The organism is Paenacidovorax caeni (assembly GCF_001298675.1).
GTDB lineage: Bacteria > Pseudomonadota > Gammaproteobacteria > Burkholderiales > Burkholderiaceae_C > Paenacidovorax > Paenacidovorax caeni.
Window position 1 is genome coordinate 1 of the sequence record NZ_CYIG01000048.1, and the last position, 20,719, is coordinate 20,719.

Consider the following 20,719-nt stretch of genomic DNA (forward strand, 5'->3'; position numbering starts at 1 on the left):
GTATGCCCAGCGCTACTTGGCCGAGTTTTGCTGGCGATTCAACCGTCGGTTTGATCTGCCTGCCATGCTGCCTAGGCTGTTGAAGGCTTTGGTGACTACTGGGCCGCTGCCTTTGACGCTGCTGCGCGTTTCTGAGGTAAGTAGCTAATCAGGGAAAATGGCCTCCAGCGCTTGTGGGGTGAGCGCTGGCAGCTATTTATTTGGGAGCGACTGGTGCTTCCTCTGGGGCTGTCAGCCAGGCGCGGGCGGCGGCCATCACGCACTGTGTGAGCCGTTCCAGTGTCTGCTGTGCGCTGCGCGGGTGGGCCCAGTACAGCGGCACGTCGAGCACTGCGCCTGGCTTCAGCTCCACCAGCGAGCCCTGGGCCAACTGCGCGCGCGCCAGCACCGTCGGGTGCATGCCCCAGCCCACGCCGATTTCGCATGCGCGCATGTAGTCCATGGCGGATGGCATGAAGTGCCGCGGCGCCTGGGTGCGCGGCGTCAGTCCCTGGCCGTGTAGCCACTGATCCTGTAGCCGGTCCTTGCGGCCGTAGATCATCATGGGCGCGCGCGCCAGCGCTGCCGGGGTCAGGCCTGCGGCGAAATGGCGTTGCACGAAGGCGGGGCTGGCCGCCGCCACGTAGCGCATGGTGCCCAGGGGCCAGGTGTTGCAGCCAGGAATGTGGGTGCCCGTGGCGGTCACTGCGGCGATGACCTCGCCCTGGCGCAGGCGCTCGCCGGTGTGTTCCTGGTCGTCGATGCGCAGGTCGAGCAGCTCTTCGCCCCCGGCGGTGAAGGCGGCCACCGTGTCCATGAACCAGGTGGAGAGCGAGTCGGCGTTCACTGCCAGCTTGAGCGTGGGCACGGTCGCGGCGCTGGGCAGCAGGTCAGGGTGGGTGCGGCGCAGTTGGTGCTCCAGCAAGGCCACCTGCTCCAGGTGCAGGCACAAGCGCCGGCCAGCCGCCGTACCGGTGCAGGGCGTACCGCGCTGCACCAGCACCTGGCCCACACGCTCCTCCAGCTGTTTGATGCGCTGCGACACGGCCGAGGGCGTGACGTGCAGGCGCCGCGCGGCGCGCTCGAAACTACCTTCGCGCAGCACGGCGGCCAGGGCTTCAAGTCCAGCGTAGTCGAGCATGAAGTATTTCTAAATATGGGTTAGGAATTTGAAGTGTACGTAAACCGTGTGCCCACCTACGATCGGGCGCATGTCGAACCTTGTTGCGGGCCTGGCGCCCTGGTCTTCCTCCTGGCTCGCGGGTTTTACCGTGTGCATGTCGCTGCTCGTTTCCATCGGGGCGCAGAACCTGTTCGTGCTGCGCCAGGCGGTGCGTGGTCAGCATGTGCGCGTGTGCGTGGCCTGGTGCGTGGCCAGCGATGCCCTGCTGGTGGGCTTGGGCGTGGCCGGCATGGCGCAGCTGCTGGGCCGCTCACCCACGCTGGCACAGTGGCTGCAGTGGGGCGGGGCGCTGTTCCTGCTGGCGTACGGGCTGTTTGCCTGGCACCGCGCGCTGTTCGCGCCCGGGGGCGGCATGGATGCCGCAGGCGGTGCGCGTGTGGTGCGCGGCGTGCTTGGCGTGGTCAGCGGGCTGGCGGTGATCACGCTGCTCAACCCGCATGTCTACCTCGATACGGTGGTGCTGATCGGCTCGATCGGCGCGCGTCAGCAGGGCTGGCTCAAGGGCGTCTTCGTGCTGGGCGCGGCCAGTGCCAGCCTGGTTTGGTTCGTGTCCCTGGCGTTGGCAGGGCGCCGTCTGCAAAGCGTGTTTGCCAACCCCCGTGCCTGGCGCGTGCTGGACGGTCTTACCGGCGCCATGATGCTGGTGTTGGCCTGGTGGGTGGCGCAGGGGACCTGAGGGCGGGGCTGCCATGCGCCGCCGTGCCTGGCATACATGCCCCGCATGTGCCCACGCGGTGCGGGCGCGGTCCCGCCAAAGACGTGATTGCTTTGGGGCGGCGGCAATAAAAAACGCTGCCCTGGGGCAGCGTTTCATGGGGTGGGGTGTGAGCCGGGCTCAGAACGCGGGCACCACGGCGCCCTTGTACTTGTCCTGGATGAACTTCTTCACCTCAGGGGTGTGCAGGGCCTTGATCAGCTTGGCGATGGTGGGGTCCTGGGCGCGGTCGGTGCGCGACACCACGATGTTGGTGTAGGGCGAGTCGGCGCCTTCGATGAACAGCGCGTCTTGCGTCGGGTTCAGCTTGGCTTCGATGGCGTAGTTGGTGTTGATCAGCGCCAGGTCCACGTCGTTCAGCGCACGCGGCAGCAACGGGGCTTCGAGTTCACGGAACTTCAGCTTCTTCGGGTTCTTGACCACATCCAGCGGCGTGGGCGTGAGGCTCTTGGGGTCCTTCAGCTCGATCAGGCCCTGCTTGGCCAGCAGGATCAGCGCGCGGCCGCCGTTGGACGGGTCGTTGGGGATGGCCACGGAGGCGCCGTCCTTCAGATCCTTGATGTTCTTGATCTTGCTCGAATAGGCGCCAAAGGGCTCCACGTGCACCTTGCCGTCAGGCACGGCCACCAGGCTGGTCTTGCGGTCCTTGTTGAAGCTGTCCAGGTAGGGCTGGTGCTGGAAGAAGTTCACGTCCAGCTGCTTGTCTTCCACGGCGATGTTGGGTTGCACGTAGTCGCTGAATTCCTTGACCTGCAGATCCACACCTTGGGCTTTGAGCTGGGGTTTGACGAAATTCAGGATTTCGGCGTGCGGTACGGCGGTTGCGGCCACTTTCAGCACGGCGTCGGCAGCGTTGGCGCCAAGGGCGGCGGCGGCCAGGGCGATCGCGGTGAGGGTTTTCTTCAGCATCGGAGATCCGTTTCTTGGAAGGGGTTGGATGGCACCGCGCCGTGCTGGTGGCACGGCGCTGGCTGCGTACAAGTGTAGTGCGGGCGTGGCTTTAGTGGGTATCTTTTATTTTCATATTCATATATGAAGTGGGTTTCTTATCTTGCAAAAAAAGCATGAAAACAACACCAAGCGCTTGCCTGGTAAGCGCTCGCAGCTATGAATACAGGAGTTTTTTTGCTGGCTCAGCGCAGCACTTCCAGCAGCCGGTCCAGTCCGCCCTCGTGGATGGCCACCTTCGCCTGTGCGCGCACGGTAGGCTTGGCGTGGTAGGCCACCGACAGCCCGACCGCCCCCATCATTGGCAGGTCGTTGGCGCCGTCACCGACGGCGATGGCCTGGTGCGGCGCGATGCCCATGAGCGAGGCCAATTCCAGCAGCGTGCGGCGCTTTTCGGCGCCGTCGCAGATGTCGCCCCAGGACTGATCGACCATACGGCCGGTGAGCACGCCGTTGTCGATCTCCAGCATGTTCGCGCGCGCGTAGTCGATGCCCAGGTGGGCCTTCACGCGGTCGGAAAAGAAGGTGAAGCCACCCGACACCAGCAGCGTCGTCAGGCCCGCTTGACGGGCTGCGGCGACCAGCGCCTCGGCGCCGGGGTTGAAGCGCAGGCGCTCGGTGTAGACCGCTTCGAGCTGCGCCGCCGTCACGCCGCGCAGCAGCGCCACGCGCTGGCGCAGGCTTTCCTTGTAGTCGGTGATAACGCCCTGCATGGCCGCTTCGGTGATGGCCGCAACCTCGGCCTTGCGCCCCACGGCGGCGGCGATTTCATCGACGCACTCGATGCTGATGAGCGTCGAGTCCATGTCGAAAGCGATGAGCTTGTAGTCCTTCAGGGCCAGGGGCGCGGTGATGCCCCGTACGGTGATGCCAGGTGCGAATTCGGTGGCGTGGGTCATGAAAAAAAAGCGGGCTACGCTGCGGTCACAAAGCCCGCAATGGTAGCCCGCGCAGAGGAGAACCCAGGAACCTTAGTTTTTTGCCTTGTTGCCTGGCACGACCGGCGGCGCACTCACGGCACCTTCGTTGATCTTGCCCAGAAACAGGCGGATGAAGAACACCGCCATGATCAGGATGAAGGCGATCACGAAAACACTCATGAGGCCGTAGTCGGTGGCGAACAGGTCGGTCAGTAGCTTCATAACTCCCTCCATAGAGTCACAGAGATGATGCCTCACTATGCCCCTAGGAAGTCTGTGGGAATTTGTTTTGGATCAAGTCTGCGTTTGACCTTAGTCAGTCTTGCCCGGGGGCGGGAGGTAAAGCCGGTCGGACCAGGTGGCGAGCCAGCTCGGTTTGAATGCCACGAAGACGGCCGCGAGCATGCCCGTGACGAAGCCATCGCCCCAGGCCATGAGCCAGCGCGCCACCAGGGACAGGTCTTCGTCCACCCCCGGTAGCTCGTGCCCGCCGAACTGCGCCAGCGCGCCCGCCGTGAACAGGCAGGCCACTGTGCCCAGGAAGGCGCGTCCCAGCACGTAGACGAATGGACGCGTGCCCGTGAGGCTGCGCAGCAGCGCGCCCAGGCACAGGGCCAGCGTGGCTGGCACCACGCCCTGCCAGGTCATGGCCGCCAGGGCCTGGCCCCAGTCCATGGCGGGCGAGAGCAGCCAGGCCAGCCCACCCACACCCACCAGCACGAGAACGGCCAGCGGCCAGCCCAGCATCAGTACCACCAGACAGGCGCCGGACCACTGCAGCTGCAACGGCATGTGCGTGAGCGTGGGCAGGGCCCACATCCACGGCAGCAACACCAGCGTGGCCAGCAGCGGGGTGATCAGGGGCGAAGACTCGTTCACAGGCCCCTGCGGCGTGCGCAGGCGGCGCGGCGCCAGCATGCGCCAGGGCCGCAGCGCCAGCGCCACGAGCAGGGCCAGGGCGTTCAGGGCAATTTCCCAGGGCATGTGTTGGTGGAGGTGGGCGAAAAAAGCGCACAAGCGCATGACGGGGCGCATGTGCGGAGCAAGTCGGAATGGTACGCCACCACGGGAGCGGCGCCTGGCCTGGTGCGCACCCCCGTTCGCTCGGTGCGGGCATAGCAGCAGCGGACATACTTGCGGCATGCCGTTAAGGCGCTGAATCGGGCGCTGGCCATTGTCTGGCAAGCGCTAGCCGCTATCCTTTTTAAGCTGTGGCCGTGAGCGGCTGGCCCAGACTGCGCAGCAGGTCGCGCACCAATTGCGCGCGCGCGGCAGGGTCGGGCAGGGCACGCTCGATGCGCAGCTTTTCGTTGCCCGCGAGTTTGATGTGCTTGTTCTTCTGGATCAGCGCGATGATGGCCATGGGGTCCACCGGCGGCTGCGGCTTGAAGGTGATGGTGATGACGCCCGGCGCGGCGTCCACCTTCTGCACACCATAGGGCTGGCTCAGCACACGCAGGCGGTGCACGTCGATCAGGGTTTGCGCCTGCGCCGGCAGTTTGCCGAAGCGGTCCACGATCTCTTCGAGCAGCGCATCGATCTGCGCGCTGGCCCTGGCGGTGGCCAGCTTCTTGTAGAACGACAGGCGCAGGTGCACGTCACCGCAGTAGTCATTGGGCAGCAGCGCGGGGGCGTGCAGGTTGATGTCGGTGGCGGCCTGCATGGGCGCGAGCAGGTCGGGCTCCTTGCCCGCCTTGAGGCTGTTCACCGCCTCGGACAGCATCTCGTTGTAAAGCTGGAAGCCCACTTCCAGCATGTTGCCGCTCTGGCTCTCGCCCAGCACCTCGCCGGCGCCGCGAATCTCCAGGTCGTGCATGGCCAGGTAGAAGCCACTGCCCAGCTCCTCCATTTGCTGGATGGCGTCCAGGCGCTGCGCCGCCTGCTTGGTCAGGCCCTCGGTATCGGGCACCAGCAGGTAGGCGTAGGCTTGGTGGTGGCTGCGGCCCACGCGCCCGCGCAGTTGGTGCAGCTGCGCCAGGCCGAACTTGTCGGCGCGGCTGATGACGATGGTGTTGGCGCTGGGCACGTCGATGCCGGTCTCGATGATGGTCGAGCACAGCAGGATGTTGTAGCGCTGCGCCACAAAGTCGCGCATCACCTTTTCCAGCTCGCGTTCGGGCATCTGGCCATGGGCGACGGCGATGCGTGCCTCGGGCAGAAACTCCTCCAGCTTCTGGCGCCGGTTCTCAATGGTTTCCACCTCGTTGTGCAGAAAGTAGCATTGCCCGCCGCGCTTGAGTTCGCGCAGCACGGCTTCGCGGATCACGCCCTGGCCTTCGTTGCGCACAAAGGTCTTGATGGCCAGGCGGCGCTGCGGCGCGGTGGCGATCACGCTCAAATCGCGCAGCCCTTCCAGCGCCATGCCCAGCGTACGCGGGATGGGCGTGGCGGTGAGGGTGAGCACGTCCACCTCGGCGCGCAACTGCTTCATCGCCTCTTTGTGGCGCACGCCAAAGCGGTGCTCCTCGTCGATGATGAGCAGGCCCAGGTTCTTGAACTGGGTGGACTCACTCAAGAGCTTGTGCGTGCCGACGACGATGTCCACCGAGCCGTCGGCAATGCCCTTGATCGCCGCGCTAATCTCTTTGCCGGAGCGAAAGCGCGAGACCTCGGCGATTTTCACCGGCCATTTGCTGAAGCGGTCCACCAGCGTCTGGTAATGCTGTTCGGCCAGCAGCGTGGTGGGCGCGAGGAAGGCCACCTGCTTGCCGCCCGTGACGGCGACAAAGGCCGCGCGCAGCGCCACCTCGGTCTTGCCAAAGCCGACATCGCCGCACACCAGGCGGTCCATCGGACGGGGCGAGATCATGTCCTGGATCACGGCATGGATGGCGGCGTTCTGGTCCGCCGTTTCCTCAAAGCCGAAGTCGGCCACGAACTGCTCGTAGTCCTGCGGGCTGTACCGAAAGGCATGTCCCTGGCGCGCGGCGCGGCGGGCGTAGATGTTGAGCAGCTCGGCGGCGGCGTCGCGCACCTGCTCGGCAGCGCGGCGCTTGGCCTTTTCCCACTGGCCGCTGCCGAGCTTGTGCAGCGGCGCTTCGTCGGCAGAGACACCGGTGTAGCGGCTGATGAGCTGCAGCTGGCTGACGGGCACGTAGAGCGTGGCCTTGTCGGCGTACTCCAGGTGCAGGAATTCCTGCAACGCGGGCGAGCCATCGGGGTTCTGCTGCCCCATGTCCATGTTCACCAGCCCACGGTAGCGGCCGATGCCGTGCTGGCTGTGCACCACGGGGTCGCCCACGTTCAGCTCCGACAGGTCCTTGATCAGTGCCTCGACGTCGCTGACCTGCTCCTGCTTCTTGCGCCGGCGTGTGGTGGGGCCGGCAGCGAAGAGCTCGGTTTCGGTAACGAAGTCGATGCCTTGTTCCGCCCAGGCAAAGCCCTGCGCCAGCGCGGCCGTGGCAATGCCGATCTTTTCGTCGCCATGGGCTTCGAACTCGGCCAGCGAATCAAACGCGGGCGGGTTCAGGCCCGAGGCGCGCAGGAAGTCGAGCAGGCTCTCGCGCCGCCCGTTGCTCTCGGCCAGCAGCAGCACGCGCTGCGGCGTGGCGCGAATGTGCGCCTGCAGGCGCGCCAGCGGGTCCTCGGCGCCGCGCACCACGGTCAGTTCGGGCAGCTTCTGGGCAAAGGCGTTGTCTTCCACATCGGCCGTGCCCTCGCGCAGCGCGAGCTGGGCGCAGTCGCGTGCACGCTGGTAGAACTGCTCGGCGCTGAGGAACAGCGCATCGGGCGGCAGCGCGGGGCGCTCCGGGTCGCCGGCCAGCATGCGGTGGCGCTCGCGCGTGTCCTGCCAGAAGCGCTGGAAGGCGCCTTCCAGCTCGCCGTGCAGCACCAGCGTGGCCTGCTCGCCGAGGTAGTCGAACACCGTGGCGGTTTCGTCGAAGAACAGCGGCAGGTAGTACTCGATGCCCGCCGTCGCCACGCCGTTGCCCATGTCTTTGTAGATGCGGCTCTTGGTCGGGTCGCCTTCGAGTAGCTCGCGCCAGCGGTTGCGAAAGCGCGCGCGCGCCGCATCGTCCATGGGGAACTCGCGCCCGGGCAGCAGCCGTACCTCGGGCACGGGGTAGAGGCTGCGCTGGCTGTCGGGGTCGAAGGTGCGGATGGAGTCGATCTCGTCGTCGAACAGGTCCACGCGGTAGGGCTGCAGCGAACCCATGGGAAACAGGTCGATCAGCCCGCCGCGCACCGCGTATTCGCCCGGGCTGACCACCTGGCTCACATGCTGGTAGCCCGCCAGCGTGAGCTGGGCGCGCAGCCGGGCCTCGTCCAGCTTTTGCTTGGTCTTGAAGTGGAAGGTGTAGCCCGCCAGAAACGACGGCGGCGCCAGCCGGTACAGCGCCGTGGTGGCGGGCACCAGCACCACGTCGGCTTCGCCTTGGGAGATGCGCCAGAGCGCTGACAGGCGCTCGCTGATCAGGTCTTGGTGTGGCGAGAAAGCGTCGTAGGGCAGCGTCTCCCAGTCGGGGAACATGGCGCAGCGCAGAGCGGGCGCAAAGAACGCCATCTCGTCGATCAGGCGCCTGGCGTCGGAGGCGTCGGCGGTGACGATGGCGACGGTGCGTTGTGCGGCTTTTTCGCGCTCGCCCAGGTGGGCGAGCAGCAGGGCATCGCTGCTGCCTGCCGGGCGGGGCAGGGCAAAGCGTTTGCCTGGGGTGAGTTTGGGCAGTTGCATGCGGGCGGCCTGGTGCGCGCGGGGGGCGGGCAGGCGGTTCAGGGCAAGGCAGGAATTCTAGAATGGCGCGCATGACCGAGATGCCAGCACCGCCATCCTTCGCCCCCGGCACCCCCGGGCGTTTTTGGGGCCTGGTGCCCTGCGCGGGCACAGGCTCGCGCGCCGTGCCTGCGGGGGCGGCCGCAGACCTGCCCAAGCAATACCAGATGGTGGCGGGCCACCCGCTGGTGCTGCACACGCTCACGGCGTTCGCCGGCGTGGTGCGGCTGGCGGGCACGCTGGTGGCCGTGGCGCCGGGAGACCATTTCCTTGACGCTTACCCGCACGCCAGCTATTTCACCGCGCCCTGCGGCGGTCCGACGCGGGCGGCCACGGTGCAGGGCGGGCTGCGCGCGCTGCTGGCGCGCGGCGCCGTGCCCGCCGACTGGGTGCTGGTGCACGACGCGGCGCGCTGCCTCATCACTGCCGAGCGCATCGATGCGCTCATCGATGCCTGCGCGCACGATGCCGTGGGCGGCCTGCTGGGCCATAAGCTGGCCGACACCCTCAAGACCGCCACCGACGGCCCGGGCGGCGTGCGCGTGGCCAGCACCGTGGAGCGCAGCGACAAATGGCTGGCGCAGACGCCGCAGATGTTTCGTATCGGCACGCTGCTGGGCGCCATCGAGCGTGCCGGGCTGGCGGTGACGGACGAGGCCAGCGCCATCGAGGCGGCGGGCCTGCACCCGCGCCTGGTGCCGGGCGGCGCGCAGAATTTCAAGGTGACCTATCCCGACGACTTTGCCTTGGCCACGGCAGTGCTCACGCTGCGCATGCACAGTGGCACGCTGGAGCGCTTTGGCGGCGCGCGCGGCGTGGCGGTGGGCGATCCGCGCAACAATCCTTTTTTCTCCTGAGTTTTTTTCGAATGATCAATTTCCGCATAGGCGAGGGCTGGGACATCCACGCCCTGGTGCCGGGGCGCCGCCTCGTGCTGGGGGGCGTGCAGGTGCCGCACGCCCTGGGCCTGCTCGGCCACTCCGATGCCGACGTGCTGCTGCACGCCATCACCGACGCGCTGCTGGGCGCGGCGGCGCTGGGCGACATCGGCACGCACTTTCCCGACAGCGACGCGCAGTTCCGCGGCGCCGATTCGGCCGTACTGCTGGCCGAGGCGCTGCGGCGCGTGCGCGCGGCGGGCTGGGAAGTGGGCAACATCGACAGCACCATCGTGGCGCAAGCGCCGCGCCTGGCCGCGCACATTCCGGCCATGCGAACGCGCATCGCCGATGCGCTGGGGCTGGAGACAGGCCAGATCAACATCAAGGCCAAGACCGCTGAGCGCCTGGGGCCCGTGGGCCAGGGCCTGGCGATTGAAGCACGTGCGGTAGCGCTGCTCGTGCGACGTGGGGCAGGCTGAAGATTTGCTATTGATTGAATAGCTTCTAGCGCTTGCTGGGTAAGGCCTGGAGGCTTTTTTGGCTCAAAATCCGATGCTTTTCAGACCTTGTCCTCGGCCGGCGGGCGCCGGGGCAGGTGGCGCTTGATTTGCGGGCGCTGCAGGCGCTGCTTCGGGTCCTCGCCCTTGGGCTGGTTGCGTGCACGCTCCAGCTGGATGTGCGCGGCCAGCCCGCCGGTGCTGGAATTGGCCAGCGCGAACATGCCGCCCATGCGCTGCACCGTTTTGTCCACGATCGACAAGCCCAGGCCGGCACCCGCGGCTGCGGTGCGCGCCGAGTCGCCGCGGAAGAAGGGCTTGGTCAGATTGGCCAGCTGCTCGGGCGGCACGCCCTTGCCCCGGTCGCGGATCTTGATGAGCACCCAGTTTTCGCGCCCCTTGGCGGCGATTTCCACACTGGTGATGTCGGTGTCAGGCGTCTTGCCATAGCGGCGCGCGTTTTCCAGTAGGTTGGAGATGACGCGTGCCAATTCCACCTCGTCGGCCATGACGTTCAGATCCTCGGGCACGTTCATGGTGATCTGTAGTTCGCGGTGGTCCTGCACGGCGTAGACGCAGGACGACACCACGGCGTGCAAGTTCACTGGCGTGAGTGAAACGTGGTCGGGGCGCGCGTAGTCGAGGAACTTGTCGATGATGGCGTCGAGCTGCACGATGTCGGCCACCATGTGCTCGCGTGCCACGTCATCGTTCACGCTCATCTCGGTTTCCAGGCGCAGGCGCGCCAGCGGCGTGCGCAGGTCGTGCGAGATGCCGGCGATCATCACGGCACGGTCCTGCTCCAGCTTGGCGAGCTTTTGCGCCATGCGGTTGAAGCCGATATTGACCTCGCGGATTTCGCTGGTCACGGCCTCTTCGTCCAGGTGGCTGGCAGCGAAATCGCCTTCGCGTACGCGGTTGGCGGCGTTGGACAGCTGCTTGAGCGGCCGGTTGATGAGCCCGGCGATGGCCGCCGCGCCCACCAGCGACAGAATGGTGGCCGTGGCCAGCCATACCAGCCAGGTCTTTCCGCCAGCGGGGCTGAAGCGCGAGCGGTCCATGAGCAGCCAGTTGGGGTCGTCGTTGATGGTGAAGCCCACCCACAGTCCCTCTTCGCCGTTGACGCTGCGTGCCACCACGGTGCCCGGGCCCAGGCGCTCGGTAAGGGCCTCGGTCAGGCGCAGGCCCAGGTCGGAACTGTCGAGCAGCTCGAAATGGTCGCCCGGCTCGCGCGGCAGAATGCGCACGCCCTCCTGGTCCGCCATGGTTTTGATGAGCGAGACGCGCGCGATGGCGTCGGCATGCACCAGTGCTGCGCGGCTCAGGTTGACCATGGAGGCGATCTGCTGCGCCGTATGCAGCGTGCGCGGCTCGAACTCCAGCGCGCGCAGCGTCTGCAGCCACGCCAGGATGGAGCCCACCAGCAGCAACGCGAGCAGGAAGAAGGTGCGCCAGAACAGGTTCAGCCCCATGCGCGAGCCCTGAACGGGCGCACGCACGGTGGACTCCAGCGGGGCCGGGCTGGTGGCTTCAGAAGCGGCGTCTTGGGTGGCGTTCATGGGTTGCGCGGTGGAACGGGCGCCCGCCTGCGGGCGGGCGGGCGCCGCAGGCGGTTCAGGGTGGGCGGCGTCAGTTCGTTCCGTCAGGAACGAACACGTAACCCACGCCCCACACGGTCTGGATGTAGCGCGGTGCAGCGGCATCGACCTCGATCAGCTTGCGCAGGCGCGAGACCTGTACGTCCAGGCTGCGGTCGAAGGGCTCGAACTCGCGGCCGCGCGCCAGCAGCGCCAGCTTCTCGCGCGACAGCGGCTGGCGCGGGTGGCGCACCAGGGCCTTGAGCATGGCGAACTCGCCCGTGGTCAGCGGCAGCTCCTCGCCGTTCTTCTGCAGCGCGCGCGTGCCCATGTCGAAGGTGAAGGGGCCGAAGGTGACGACCTCGTTGTCGCCCGAGGGGGCGCCCGGTGCCTCTTGCGGCGGGCGGCGGCGCAGCACGGCGTGGATACGCGCCAGCAGCTCGCGCGGGTTGAAGGGCTTGCCCAGGTAATCGTCGGCACCCACCTCCAGGCCGACGATGCGGTCCACATCCTCGCCCTTGGCGGTGAGCATGATGATGGGCGTGCGGTCGTTGGCGGCGCGCAGGCGGCGGCAGATCGACAGGCCGTCCTCGCCGGGCATCATGAGGTCGAGCACGATGAGATCCACCGTCTCGCGCAGGAGGATGCGGTTCAGGGCCTTGCCGTCTTCCGCAATCATGACCTCGAAGCCTTCTTGCGTGAGGTAGCGGCGCAGCAGGTCGCGGATGCGTGCATCGTCATCCACCACAAGAATCTTGTCGGTACGGTTGGCGGTTGTGGCCATGGTTCTTCCCCAGTCCAATTTGTAACAGAGCCGATTCTGACCAGCTTGCGCCGGGAAGTTCAGTCATTCGGCCCACACCTGACCAACTGTTACATGTTTTGCCCGGGTGCACCAGCGTGTTGCGGGGGCTTTGCACGGGCGTCTGTGGGAGCGGTTAACGTGGCGCCCAAGCCGTGCGCGGTGTGCGCACGGACGCCATGAAAGGATGTCTGCGCCCATGCGAAAAATATCAAAAATCATAGCTGCTAGCGCAATGCTGGCATGCGCTAGTGCCAGTTTTTCCCAAAATTCAGCGGCACAACCGCCGCAGAACGTGCTGCAGTTGTCGGCCACCGGCAGCACCGAAGTGGTGCAGGACTGGCTGGTGCTGACGCTGGTCACCAGCAAGGAGGGCAGCGACGCGGCGGCAGTGCAGGCGCAGCTGCGCCAGGCACTCGACGCCGCGCTGGCCGAAGCCAAGCGCCAGGCACAGCCAGGGCAGCTGGACGTGCGCACCGGCGCGTTCGGGCTGTACCCGCGCTATGGCAAGGACGGCAAGATGTCCGGCTGGCAGGGCCGCGCCGAGCTGCTGCTGCAGGGGCGCGACTTCGCGCGCATCACCGGTACGGCGGCCAAGGTGCAGAGCATGGCCATCAGCCAGATCGGCTTTGGGCTTTCGCCCGAGGCGCGCACCCAGGCCGAAGGTGAAGCCCAGGCCCAGGCCATCGAGCAGTTCAAGGCGCGCGCGGCCACGCTGGCGCGCAGCTTCGGCTTTGGGGGATACACGCTGCGCGAGGTGGCCGTGCAGAGCAGCGAGGGCGCATCCGGGCCACGCCCGCGCATGATGGCCATGGAAGCCAAGGCCATGGCACTGGGCGATGCCGCCCCGGTGCCGGTGGAGGCGGGCAAGGCGCAGGTGGAGGTCAGCGTCTCGGGCTCCGTGCAGATGCGCTAGCTTTTGATGCAAAAACGGGCGCTAGCGCTTTAGGAATAAGCGCTAGCAGCTCTCTTTTTAGGAGTTGCGCTTACTGTGCGGCCCAGCCGCCGTCCATGTTCCAGGCCACGCCGCGCACGTTGTTTCCGGCCGGGGAGCAGAAGAACACGGCCAACTCACCCAGCTCCTCCGGGGTGGTGAACTGCATCGACGGCTCTTTTTCGCCCAGCAGCACTTTCTTGGCCTCCTCGTTGGAAACGCCGAGTTGCTGCGCCTTGGCGTCCACCTGTTTTTGCACCAGCGGCGTCAGCACCCAGCCGGGGCAAATGGCGTTGCAGGTCACACCGGTGGGGGCGGTCTCCAGCGCGGTCACTTTGGTCAGGCCGACGATGCCGTGCTTGGCCGCCACGTAGGCCGACTTCTGCGCCGAGCCCACCAGGCCATGCACCGAGGCCACGTTGATGATGCGGCCCCAGTTGGCCGCCTTCATGGCGGGCAGCGCCAGGCGCGTGGTGTGGAAGGCGCTGGTGAGGTTGATGGCGATGATGGCGTCCCAGCGCTCGACCGGAAAGTCTTCCACGCTGGCCACGTGTTGGATGCCAGCGTTGTTCACCACGATGTCGATGCGGCCGAACTGGTCGGCGCCGTACTTCATCATGTCTTCAATGTCGGCCGCGCGGCTCATGTCGGCCGCATGGTAGGCCACCTGGATGCCCGCCGCCTGGCCCGCGGCCAGCACTTCGGCGCGCGGGCCGTCCACTTCGCCAAAGCCGTTCATGACGATGTTGGCACCCTGGCGCGCCAGCGCTTTCGCAATGCCCAGACCAATGCCACTGGTGGAGCCAGTGACCAGCGCGGTTTTGCCTTTCAGCATAAGAGACTCTCCGGATGAATTAGGATGGAACCCGGCAATTATTGAGCCATGCTTCCCCGCTCACGCACCCATGATTGAACCTAGGCTGAACTACGTATGGTGCGCAGGCGCTGCGCATACCGCTACCGCAGGGCACGAGGCCCAGCACCGCATGGCCTATTGGGAGTGGAACGCGACCGGCGACCCGCAGCATCCCCATGTCATCGTCTGCGTACACGGGCTGACGCGCCAGGGGCGCGACTTCGACGTGCTGGCGCAGCGGCTGGCACGCCAGGCTCGGGTGGTTTGCCCGGACGTGGCAGGGCGCGGCCACAGCGACTGGCTGGCCGACCCGATGGCCTACCAGGTGCCGCAATACGCCGCCGACATGCTGGCCCTGCTGGCGCAGGTGCACCAGCAGGCCCCCATCACAACGCTGGACTGGGTTGGCACCAGCATGGGCGGGCTCATCGGCATGGCCATCGCCGGGCAGCCAGGGCTACCCCTGCCGGCGCCGGTGCGCCGCCTGGTTTTGAACGACGTGGGCCCGGCCATTGCCTGGCAGGCGCTGCAGCGCATCGGCCAGTACCTGGGCCAGCCGGTGCGCTTTGATTCCCAGGAGCAGGCAGCTGCCGCGCTGTGGGCCATTTCCACATCGTTTGGGCCGCACACGCAGGCGCAGTGGCTGGCTCTGTCGCAGCCCATGCTGCGGCCGTTGCCCGGCGGCGGCTTTGGACTGCACTACGACCCGGCCCTGGCCGTGCCGTTCAAAACCATGACCGAGGAGACCGCCCTGGCCGGCGAGGCGGTGCTGTGGCAGCTGTACGACCAGATTCAGGCGCGCACGCTGCTGCTGCGCGGTGCCGACTCTGACCTCCTCACCGCAGCCACGGCACAGGCCATGGCGCAGCGCGGCCCGCGTGCGCAGCGGGTCGAGTTCGCGGGGGTTGGCCATGCACCGACGCTGGTGGCGGACGACCAGGTTGCGGCTGTCCAGGCTTTCTTGCAGGAGGCCGCATGAGGAGCATTGCCGCAGGAACATCACCCGCTGGCGCTACGCAGGGGGGTGAAGCGGTCTCGCCGCTCATCGCAGCCACAGCGCAGTCGCTGCCCGAACAGGCGCACGCGCTGGTGCGCGCGCGCGCCTTCGCCGAGCCGCTGCTGGCCAACGAAACCATGGAGACCGGCGAGAACACGCTGGCGCACGCCGACGCCGTGGCGTCCATCCTCAAAGGCATTGGCGGTTCCGAGGCCATGCAGGCGGCCAGCTACCTGGTCCATGCCTGCGTGCACCTGAACCGGCCCGAGGAGGTCATCGCCAAGGCCTTCGGCGAGAACTTCGCTACGCTGGCGGTCGAGACCACCAAGCTGATGCGTGTGCAGGAGCAGGCGCGCGGGGCCGAGACCTCGGGCCAGCGCCTGGACGACGTGGCGCTGCAGACCGAGAACGTGCGCAAGATGCTGCTGGGCTTCTCGCGCGACCTGCGCGTGGTGCTGCTGCGCCTGGCGTCGCGCCTGCAGACGCTGCGCTTCTACGCCGCGAGCAAGCGCGCCGTGCCGCCGAGCCTGGCGCGCGAGGCGCTGCACGTGTTCGCGCCACTGGCCAACCGCCTGGGCATTTGGCAGATGAAGTGGGAGCTGGAGGATCTGTCGTTCCGCTTCCTCGAACCCGAGACCTACAAGGAGATCGCGCGGCTGCTCGATGAAAAACGCATCGAGCGCGAGGTCTACATGGAGCAGTTGCGCGGCCGGCTGGAGTCGGAGCTGCGCGCGCGTTCGATCAGCGCCAGCGTGTCAGGGCGGCCCAAGCACATCTACAGCATCGTCAAGAAGATGCGTGGCAAGTCGCTGGGTTTCGACCAAGTGTTCGACATCCGGGCGCTGCGCGTGATCGTGCCCTCCGTGAAGGACTGCTACGCCGCGCTGTCGTGGGTGCATGCGCAGTTCGAGTCGATCGAGGAGGAGTTCGACGACTACATCGCCAAGCCCAAGCCCAACGGCTACCAGTCGCTGCACACGGTGGTGCGCGACGAGTCCGGGCGCGCCATCGAGATCCAGATCCGCACCCAGGCCATGCACGACCACGCCGAGCACGGTGTTGCCGCGCACTGGGCCTACAAGGAGGCGGGCACCAAGGGCTACGCCGGGGTCTCCGCCAGCGGCGAGTACGACGCCAAGATCGCCGTGCTGCGCCAGCTCCTGGCCTGGGGGCGCGACATGGCCGACTCCAGCCACAGCGACCTGTTCGACGACCGCATCTACGTGCTCACGCCGGATGCCGCCGTGATCGAGCTGCCCAAGGGCGCCACGGCGGTGGACTTCGCCTATGCGGTGCACACCAGTCTGGGGCACCGCTGCCGTGGGGCGCGCGTGGATGGCGCCATGGTGTCGCTGAACACGCCGCTGCAAAGCGGGCAGACGGTGGAAATCGTCACCGTCAAAGAGGGACGCCCTTCGCGCGACTGGCTCAACGCCGAGCTGGGCTACCTGGTGAGCCCGCGCGCGCGTGCCAAGGTGCGTGCCTGGTTCAATGCCCAGGCCACGCACGAAACCGTGGCGCGCGGGCGTGAGGCAGTGGAGAAGCTGTTGCAGCGCGAGGGCAAGACAGCCTTCAAGCTGGACGACCTGGCTGTGCAACTCGGCTTCAAGACCGCCGACGCTTTGTTTGAGGTCGTTGGCAAGGACGAGTTTTCCCTGCGCAACATCGAGAACCTGTTGCGCCCGCCCGAGCCCGAACAGCCGCTGGACGAGCAGCTACTGATCCGCAAGGCGCGGCCCGATGCGGCGTCCAAGGGGGGCGTGTTGGTGGTCGGCGTCGATTCGCTGATGACCCAGTTGGCCAAGTGTTGCCGCCCCGCACCGCCGGACGAGATTGGCGGATTCGTCACGCGCGGCAAGGGCGTGAGCGTGCACCGCGCGGATTGCAGCAATTTCCGCGAGATGGCAGCGCGCAACGCTGAGCGTGTGATCGAGGTGGCCTGGGGCTTGCCTAAACCCACTGCCGTGGCCTCCATCGTCTATCCCGTCGATGTGGCTGTGGAAGCTGCGGACCGCCAGGGCCTGTTGCGCGACATTTCCGATGTGTTTGCCCGCGAGAAAACCAACGTGATCGGAGTGCAGACCCAGTCGGTCAAGGGTACGGCTTGGATGACTTTCACTGTCGAAGTCGCAGACTCCGGCCGGCTCAACAAGGTGCTGGCGATCGTGGCAGGGGTGCCTGGTGTGCGATCTGCACGTCGGCGTTGACAGATTTTTCGGAGCGCCCTTTTTTACTGCTATACTCTCGCTTCTCGAACAAACACAGGCGCGTAGCTCAGCTGGTTAGAGCACCACCTTGACATGGTGGGGGTCGTTGGTTCGAGTCCAATCGCGCCTACCAAGTTTTCCCTCTGAAGAGCGCCAGACTTCAGGTTTTCAGGGAACTCTTGGGGAACTGCAAGTGTTCCAACTCAGATCAAGCCACCTTTTTATGGGTGGCTTTTTCGTTTCTGAGCGCCGCTTCCAGCTTTGCCTTTTCTCGCCCGCGGTCTGCCCCGTCGATCCACTTGGCGTAGACGGTGAAGAGCATTTTGGCGTTCTTGTGGCCCATCTGTCGGGCGATGTACGTCGGGTTGACGCCCGCAGCCAGCGCATTCGTTGCGTAGGTGTGGCGCGTCTGGTACGCCCGGCGCCAGCGGATGCCGCATACGCGCAGGGCAGGGCGCCAGAATGTATCCCGCTGGCTGCGCTCGTCGTGCCATGGTCGACCCGTCACAGGGTTCTCGAAGATGCGGCGCCCGAGCTCCTGGTCTGTTTTGTCGCTGCTTCCCACCATCGTCCAGGGCTTCATTGTTTCCAGGGCCGCAACGGCGCGTGCCACCAGGTCCACGTCCCGTGCGTTGTAGGTCTTGAGGGGTTTCACCTCGCCGGCGGTGCGTGCGCGCTGCACGCGGATCGTGCCGGCCGCCCAGTCCACGTCTCCCCAGCGCAATTCAATCAACTCCTCAGGGCGCATGCCTGTCGTGAAGGCGAACTCGAAATAGGCCCAGGCGCGGATGTCGCAGTGCTTGCGCAGGTGGTCCAGCACCTGTTCCATTTCCTGAGGGCTCAGCGGGTCTGGTGGCTGGGCCTGGTGCTTGCTGTTCTCGATGCCCTCCATGGGGTTGTCGATCTTCATCTCGCGCCCGGCCAGCGCGAATACGCCTCGCAGCGGGATCAGGTAGTTGTTCAGGAGTTTCGCCGACTTCCACGGGTAGCTGCCAACCTTCGCGGCCACGGTTCCATGCGTGATCTTCACCATGGGAGTGTCGTTGCCCAGCAGCGTCTTCCACACGTTCAGGGCGTTGGTGTACTGCTCCAGGGTGTTCTTCGCCAAGCGGCCCTTCGTCTGCAGCCACATCGTGCTCATCGCACCAAAGGTACTCGAGGTGTTCGCTGTCTGGCCCGCTTTGGCTCGCGGGCTGTCGGGAAAGTAGTCCTCCAGTCTGAAGGTGCCGAGCCTGAGTTTGTCCCGGATCTCTGCGGCCACCCGGTGGGCGTACTTCACGTTCGCGGCCGTTGGCGCGGCAGGCTTGCCGGCCACCGTCAGGGTCTCGCGGCATCGCTGTCCCTCGTGGACGAAGAACAGGCGGATGCTTTTTTCCCGGATCTCTACTCCGTTGCCTGAAGCACCCATGCCTCTATCCCCTTGGTGTCGATCCAGATACGACCGTCGCGCCCGCGGCGCCACTCCTTGTTTTCAACCCAGTGGCCGCGCTCGATGCGCTTCTCGACGGCAGCTGGCGACAGGCCTGTCATGGTCGCGCACAGCTTGATCGTCACGAAGCGCGCCGACTGCACGAATGGCTGGGTGTTATCTGCTTGCTGCGTCATGCGTCCCCCTTTGCCATGGGGCACAGATCCTGGCGCTCGGCCTCATACAGCGCCTGGGCCATCTCCAGCAGGCGCACGGGATCGGGCAGGCTGCCAGGCTCGCCGCGGCGTCCTGCAATCTCCTGGCAGAACTGGATGGCCAGCTCTTCCTGGCGGGTGCTCATCACATCGAAGGCCGGGAGCCAGCCTTCGACCTTGGCTGCAGCCAAATCTTCCCGGGCCTGGGCCAGTTCGGCGGTGAGCACCTGTACCTTGGCCCTGGCCTCGGCCAGCTGCTCGTAGGCGATAGTGTGGTTCCCGTCACGCGTCAGCACGGTGGGCACAGCGTTCCCAGCGATTTTCTGCGTGTGGCTCTTTATGTCCGAGTGAGCTTGTTCGAGGATCTTCACCAGCTTGGTATTGCGCCTCGCGGGCGACTTGGCGATTGCCCACAGGGTGCGATACAGGAACTGATGCAGTAGCGCGACGTGCTGTTCGTACCAGGCCGCCATGTCGATGACCTCGGGGGAGCTGGACAGTACGGCAGCGGCGTTCTGTTGCTTGGCGGCTTCCTGCTGCAGCATGTACTCGACGATGCTGCCGGGCTTTGCGGTGCGCAAGTGGTCAGGCATGGGTTCTCTCCACTTGGTTCAGTGCCGCTATCGCCGTTTCCACTGCAAAAAGCGCAGTGTCGAAGTAGCCACATGTCCAATGTGTATGCCACCGGCTGAACTCGAATTTGTTGTTGAATTCGAGGTGCTCTATCAAGTTGATCAGCTCGCTTGCCTCGAATGTGCGCCACCGCAAGTCGTGCGGCAATTCGCCATCGACTTCCATGATCTCCTGGTGGAGGCGGCAGAGCAACCACTGAACATTTTGAACCACGCCGTGCAGGCCCGGCACGGCGCAGGGGTCATTCGTTTCGGCGTCCCCTCCGAAAACATGCACGAGGGTCTGAAGGATGATCTTGGCGTGATCAAATCTGGCAGCAAGGCTGTCAATCTGCGCGCCGGGTAGTCCGCATTGGTGGGAGGGGACTGTCTTGGCAGTATCAGCAACCTCAGACTTCACGCTCGCGCTGAAGTTGATGGGCTCTGCCACCTCCCCGGCGCGAGCTTTTACCTTTGGACGTTCTGCAACGGCGGTGCTCATGCTGCACCTCCTTTGGCCCAATCCAGCGCTCCGCCGATGAAATTACTCCCAGTGCTTTCATCGGCGACGATGCCGATGTACTCGGCTAAGCCTTGTGCCACGAGAAAGTAATTTGCAGCGCGCAGGTCATGGCTCTCTTCGGCGGTGTCCTTGGCATGCCAGAGGAATTCACTGAGCGTGGATGCCTGGGTCGCAATCACGTTCAACGCTGATTTCAAATCCTTGTCTATCCGGCGGATCGGCGGTGTCGGACGGTCGCGGTGGGGGCGGAGTCCTGAGTAAGTGCTGAGCGCCATCAGTGGTGCGAGGGTGGCGGGGCTCGCTTCCAGTGCATCTGCGATGCGCGCCAGCAGTTCCTGTGCGTAATGGCCCAACACGGCCACCGCAATAGGTGTGCCCAACGGGCTGTCTTTGGCTGCGGCGTCAAGCGATTCCATAGCCGCTCTGAGCGCGTCTGCCAGTGACTCAATCTCGGTCCTCGTCACTTCCACCGGTTGGTCGCCTTCGTCGCCGTAGGCAAGGATCGCGACTTGATTTTCAGCCGCATTGAACAGCTCTGCGGGCCCCGTGAATTCACTCATGAATTCGTCGTTTTTCACGATCTCGCACATCAAATAGGACACGTAGGGGAACCTCTCACAACCCCATGATTGACGGATCCGAATAGGCACGATTGGACGCCAGCCCGTTTTAAATGCGCGATGAGGCCTTACGGCGGTCTGCACCTCGTGCATTGAGGGGCCTTGCAGCCCCGATGGCTCAGGCTTTCGCCGTTT

Annotated in this window: 20 protein-coding genes, 1 tRNA gene and 1 pseudogene; 8 read left to right on the forward strand and 14 right to left on the reverse strand. The window is 65.8% G+C overall.

The window, feature by feature from the left end:
* Window positions 1-148: pseudogene (locus BN2503_RS20175) on the forward strand (IS1595 family transposase); the annotation flags it as partial.
* 48 nt (window positions 149-196) lie between these two features.
* On the opposite strand, the gene BN2503_RS16050 reads toward BN2503_RS20175, so the two are convergent.
* A complete protein-coding gene (locus tag BN2503_RS16050) occupies window positions 197-1,120 on the reverse strand; it encodes an HTH-type transcriptional regulator ArgP (RefSeq protein ID WP_054257648.1) in 924 nt (307 codons plus the stop codon).
* Window positions 1,121-1,190: 70 nt separating this feature from the next.
* On the opposite strand from BN2503_RS16050, the gene BN2503_RS16055 reads away from it, so the two are divergent.
* Window positions 1,191-1,838, forward strand: a complete 648-nt coding sequence (locus BN2503_RS16055) for a LysE/ArgO family amino acid transporter (RefSeq protein ID WP_054257649.1) — start codon at window positions 1,191-1,193, stop codon at window positions 1,836-1,838.
* Between the two features lie 159 nt (window positions 1,839-1,997).
* Here the strand turns inward: BN2503_RS16055 and BN2503_RS16060 are convergent, their stop codons facing one another.
* The 5 genes from BN2503_RS16060 to mfd form a co-directional block, all read right to left on the reverse strand.
* Entirely contained in the window at window positions 1,998-2,786 is a 789-nt protein-coding gene (locus tag BN2503_RS16060; RefSeq protein ID WP_054257650.1) for a MetQ/NlpA family ABC transporter substrate-binding protein, read from the reverse strand.
* Between the two features lie 224 nt (window positions 2,787-3,010).
* Window positions 3,011-3,724 (reverse strand): phosphoserine phosphatase SerB, encoded by a 714-nt coding sequence (gene serB, locus BN2503_RS16065; RefSeq protein WP_054257651.1) that lies wholly within the window; start codon window positions 3,722-3,724, stop codon window positions 3,011-3,013.
* A gap of 72 nt (window positions 3,725-3,796) precedes the next feature.
* A complete protein-coding gene (locus BN2503_RS19595; RefSeq protein WP_175537976.1) occupies window positions 3,797-3,967 on the reverse strand; it encodes a DUF3149 domain-containing protein in 171 nt (56 codons plus the stop codon).
* 90 nt (window positions 3,968-4,057) lie between these two features.
* On the reverse strand, window positions 4,058-4,729 hold the full coding sequence (locus BN2503_RS16070) for a hypothetical protein (protein WP_054257664.1): 672 nt from the start codon (window positions 4,727-4,729) through the stop codon (window positions 4,058-4,060).
* A gap of 220 nt (window positions 4,730-4,949) precedes the next feature.
* The gene (mfd, locus tag BN2503_RS16075) at window positions 4,950-8,417 is read right to left on the reverse strand and encodes a transcription-repair coupling factor (RefSeq protein WP_054257652.1); all 3,468 of its coding nucleotides are present in this window, start codon (window positions 8,415-8,417) and stop codon (window positions 4,950-4,952) included.
* A 71-nt stretch (window positions 8,418-8,488) separates the two neighbouring features.
* Here mfd and BN2503_RS16080 point away from each other — a divergent pair, with 71 nt between their 5' ends.
* Together BN2503_RS16080 and ispF are read left to right on the forward strand one after the other, a co-directional pair.
* Window positions 8,489-9,313, forward strand: coding sequence for an IspD/TarI family cytidylyltransferase (locus tag BN2503_RS16080; protein WP_054257665.1), 825 nt, complete (start codon window positions 8,489-8,491; stop codon window positions 9,311-9,313).
* Between the two features lie 14 nt (window positions 9,314-9,327).
* Window positions 9,328-9,816: a 2-C-methyl-D-erythritol 2,4-cyclodiphosphate synthase gene (gene ispF, locus BN2503_RS16085; protein WP_054257666.1), complete on the forward strand. Its 489-nt coding sequence runs from the start codon at window positions 9,328-9,330 to the stop codon at window positions 9,814-9,816.
* Window positions 9,817-9,896: 80 nt separating this feature from the next.
* Here ispF and BN2503_RS16090 read toward each other — a convergent pair whose 3' ends face one another.
* Together BN2503_RS16090 and ompR are read right to left on the reverse strand one after the other, a co-directional pair.
* Window positions 9,897-11,393, reverse strand: coding sequence for a sensor histidine kinase (locus tag BN2503_RS16090; protein WP_054257653.1), 1,497 nt, complete (start codon window positions 11,391-11,393; stop codon window positions 9,897-9,899).
* A gap of 70 nt (window positions 11,394-11,463) precedes the next feature.
* On the reverse strand, window positions 11,464-12,195 hold the full coding sequence (ompR, locus tag BN2503_RS16095; protein ID WP_054257654.1) for an osmolarity response regulator transcription factor OmpR: 732 nt from the start codon (window positions 12,193-12,195) through the stop codon (window positions 11,464-11,466).
* A 217-nt stretch (window positions 12,196-12,412) separates the two neighbouring features.
* Between ompR and BN2503_RS16100 the strand changes: the two genes are divergently transcribed.
* Entirely contained in the window at window positions 12,413-13,129 is a 717-nt protein-coding gene (locus BN2503_RS16100; protein ID WP_139235544.1) for an SIMPL domain-containing protein, read from the forward strand.
* 70 nt (window positions 13,130-13,199) lie between these two features.
* Here the strand turns inward: BN2503_RS16100 and BN2503_RS16105 are convergent, their stop codons facing one another.
* A complete protein-coding gene (locus BN2503_RS16105; protein ID WP_054257656.1) occupies window positions 13,200-13,982 on the reverse strand; it encodes a 3-hydroxybutyrate dehydrogenase in 783 nt (260 codons plus the stop codon).
* A gap of 70 nt (window positions 13,983-14,052) precedes the next feature.
* Here BN2503_RS16105 and BN2503_RS16110 point away from each other — a divergent pair, with 70 nt between their 5' ends.
* From BN2503_RS16110 to BN2503_RS16120, 3 genes are all read left to right on the forward strand, one after another.
* Window positions 14,053-14,982, forward strand: a complete 930-nt coding sequence (locus BN2503_RS16110) for an alpha/beta fold hydrolase (protein WP_054257657.1) — start codon at window positions 14,053-14,055, stop codon at window positions 14,980-14,982.
* Window positions 14,979-17,207: a RelA/SpoT family protein gene (locus BN2503_RS16115; protein WP_054257658.1), complete on the forward strand. Its 2,229-nt coding sequence runs from the start codon at window positions 14,979-14,981 to the stop codon at window positions 17,205-17,207. The genes BN2503_RS16110 and BN2503_RS16115 overlap by 4 nt, the downstream gene beginning before the upstream one ends.
* Before the next feature lie 56 nt (window positions 17,208-17,263).
* Window positions 17,264-17,340, forward strand: a tRNA-Val gene (locus BN2503_RS16120).
* A 75-nt stretch (window positions 17,341-17,415) separates the two neighbouring features.
* Here the strand turns inward: BN2503_RS16120 and BN2503_RS16125 are convergent.
* Genes BN2503_RS16125 through BN2503_RS16145 form a run of 5 tightly spaced genes read right to left on the reverse strand, consistent with a single transcriptional unit; the run spans window position 17,416 to window position 20,566 of the window.
* Window positions 17,416-18,615 carry a site-specific integrase gene (locus tag BN2503_RS16125; RefSeq protein WP_074930489.1) on the reverse strand — a complete coding sequence of 400 codons (1,200 nt, stop codon included), beginning with the start codon at window positions 18,613-18,615 and terminating at the stop codon, window positions 17,416-17,418.
* Window positions 18,591-18,812 carry an excisionase family protein gene (gene xisR / locus BN2503_RS16130; RefSeq protein WP_054257660.1) on the reverse strand — a complete coding sequence of 74 codons (222 nt, stop codon included), beginning with the start codon at window positions 18,810-18,812 and terminating at the stop codon, window positions 18,591-18,593. The genes BN2503_RS16125 and xisR overlap by 25 nt, the downstream gene beginning before the upstream one ends.
* A complete protein-coding gene (locus BN2503_RS16135; protein ID WP_054257661.1) occupies window positions 18,809-19,423 on the reverse strand; it encodes a hypothetical protein in 615 nt (204 codons plus the stop codon). Before BN2503_RS16135 ends, xisR begins: the two co-directional genes overlap by 4 nt.
* A complete protein-coding gene (locus tag BN2503_RS16140; RefSeq protein ID WP_054257662.1) occupies window positions 19,416-19,943 on the reverse strand; it encodes a hypothetical protein in 528 nt (175 codons plus the stop codon). Before BN2503_RS16140 ends, BN2503_RS16135 begins: the two co-directional genes overlap by 8 nt.
* A complete protein-coding gene (locus tag BN2503_RS16145; RefSeq protein WP_139235580.1) occupies window positions 19,940-20,566 on the reverse strand; it encodes a hypothetical protein in 627 nt (208 codons plus the stop codon). The genes BN2503_RS16140 and BN2503_RS16145 overlap by 4 nt, the downstream gene beginning before the upstream one ends.
* Window positions 20,567-20,719 lie beyond the last annotated feature (153 nt).

Excerpts from the sequence above, each read along its gene's own strand:
- BN2503_RS16050 (WP_054257648.1), bottom strand. The coding sequence starts at position 1,120 with ATGCTCGACTACGCTGGACTTGAAGCCCTGGCCGCCGTGCTGCGCGAA.
- BN2503_RS16055 (WP_054257649.1), top strand. The coding sequence starts at position 1,191 with ATGTCGAACCTTGTTGCGGGCCTGGCGCCCTGGTCTTCCTCCTGGCTC.
- BN2503_RS16060 (WP_054257650.1), bottom strand. The coding sequence starts at position 2,786 with ATGCTGAAGAAAACCCTCACCGCGATCGCCCTGGCCGCCGCCGCCCTT.
- serB (WP_054257651.1), bottom strand. The coding sequence starts at position 3,724 with ATGACCCACGCCACCGAATTCGCACCTGGCATCACCGTACGGGGCATC.
- BN2503_RS19595 (WP_175537976.1), bottom strand. The coding sequence starts at position 3,967 with ATGAAGCTACTGACCGACCTGTTCGCCACCGACTACGGCCTCATGAGT.
- BN2503_RS16070 (WP_054257664.1), bottom strand. The coding sequence starts at position 4,729 with ATGCCCTGGGAAATTGCCCTGAACGCCCTGGCCCTGCTCGTGGCGCTG.
- mfd (WP_054257652.1), bottom strand. The coding sequence starts at position 8,417 with ATGCAACTGCCCAAACTCACCCCAGGCAAACGCTTTGCCCTGCCCCGC.
- BN2503_RS16080 (WP_054257665.1), top strand. The coding sequence starts at position 8,489 with ATGACCGAGATGCCAGCACCGCCATCCTTCGCCCCCGGCACCCCCGGG.
- BN2503_RS16090 (WP_054257653.1), bottom strand. The coding sequence starts at position 11,393 with ATGAACGCCACCCAAGACGCCGCTTCTGAAGCCACCAGCCCGGCCCCG.
- ompR (WP_054257654.1), bottom strand. The coding sequence starts at position 12,195 with ATGGCCACAACCGCCAACCGTACCGACAAGATTCTTGTGGTGGATGAC.
- BN2503_RS16100 (WP_139235544.1), top strand. The coding sequence starts at position 12,413 with ATGCGAAAAATATCAAAAATCATAGCTGCTAGCGCAATGCTGGCATGC.
- BN2503_RS16105 (WP_054257656.1), bottom strand. The coding sequence starts at position 13,982 with ATGCTGAAAGGCAAAACCGCGCTGGTCACTGGCTCCACCAGTGGCATT.
- BN2503_RS16110 (WP_054257657.1), top strand. The coding sequence starts at position 14,053 with ATGATTGAACCTAGGCTGAACTACGTATGGTGCGCAGGCGCTGCGCAT.
- BN2503_RS16115 (WP_054257658.1), top strand. The coding sequence starts at position 14,979 with ATGAGGAGCATTGCCGCAGGAACATCACCCGCTGGCGCTACGCAGGGG.
- BN2503_RS16125 (WP_074930489.1), bottom strand. The coding sequence starts at position 18,615 with ATGGGTGCTTCAGGCAACGGAGTAGAGATCCGGGAAAAAAGCATCCGC.
- xisR (WP_054257660.1), bottom strand. The coding sequence starts at position 18,812 with ATGACGCAGCAAGCAGATAACACCCAGCCATTCGTGCAGTCGGCGCGC.
- BN2503_RS16135 (WP_054257661.1), bottom strand. The coding sequence starts at position 19,423 with ATGCCTGACCACTTGCGCACCGCAAAGCCCGGCAGCATCGTCGAGTAC.
- BN2503_RS16140 (WP_054257662.1), bottom strand. The coding sequence starts at position 19,943 with ATGAGCACCGCCGTTGCAGAACGTCCAAAGGTAAAAGCTCGCGCCGGG.